This is a genomic window from Empedobacter sp. GD03797 (assembly GCF_029842105.1).
GTDB classification, from domain to species: domain Bacteria; phylum Bacteroidota; class Bacteroidia; order Flavobacteriales; family Weeksellaceae; genus Empedobacter; species Empedobacter falsenii_C.
The window spans coordinates 1-743 of sequence record NZ_JAOCFS010000071.1; the positions used below are offsets into that span (position 1 = coordinate 1).

A 743-nucleotide genomic window follows, 5' to 3' on the forward strand; every position below is an offset into this window, starting at 1 on the left:
TGGATATACTAACTTAGTTGGGAGTAAAAGTTAAGCATAAAACCTTAATTTTAATATATGAAAAGAATCCGTAAAATTTATCCAAGCGATTTTAAACTCCAAGCGGTTGAATTAAGTTTTGAGCGAAAAAACATATCAGAATTAGCCAGAGAATTGGGTATAACAGTTAGTTTACTATATAAATGGCGCAAAGAATATGCTGAATTTGGTACAGGAAGTTTTCCAGGTAAAGGAAATCTTAAACTCACTGCAGAGCAGGAAAAAATTCACGATTTAGAGCGAAAACTGAAGGATGCTGAACTTGAACGAGACATCCTAAAAAAGGCGATCAGCATTTTTTCCAAGAGCGGTCGTTGAAATATCAATTCATCAAAAATCATGAAATTATTTATCCGATTGAAAAAATGTGTAAAGTTTTAAAAATCAGTCAAAGCAGTTATTTTAGATGGAAAAAGTGTCCGTTTTCTGTTAGATTTCATAAAAAAGAAGAGCTGAAACAACGTATTTTAACGATTTATTTTGATTCAAAGCAACGTTACGGTAGTCCAAGAATTACAGCAGAATTAAATAATTTAGGATTTAAAATATCTCGAATTACAGTTTCAAAATACATGAGAGAACTTGGAATTAGAAGTAAATTGAGCAAGAAATTTAAAATCACAACAGATTCTAAACATAATTATTTGGTTGTAGAAAATATTCTTGATAGAGATTTCGAAAGCACTAAACCTGCCCAAAAATGG

The 743-nt window shown here is 30.7% G+C and carries 2 protein-coding genes; both read left to right on the top strand.

Annotated features, from left to right (window positions below; genetic code table 11):
- Nucleotides 1–57: 57 nt before the first annotated feature.
- Nucleotides 58–357, top strand: coding sequence for a transposase (locus N5D90_RS17060; protein WP_225540518.1), 300 nt, complete (start codon nt 58–60; stop codon nt 355–357).
- Nucleotides 358–404: 47 nt separating this feature from the next.
- Nucleotides 405–743, top strand: a 339-nt coding sequence (locus N5D90_RS17065) for an IS3 family transposase (RefSeq protein ID WP_280063478.1), incomplete at its 3' end; no start/stop codon positions are given.

Excerpts from the sequence above, each read along its gene's own strand:
- N5D90_RS17060 (WP_225540518.1), top strand. The coding sequence starts at position 58 with ATGAAAAGAATCCGTAAAATTTATCCAAGCGATTTTAAACTCCAAGCG.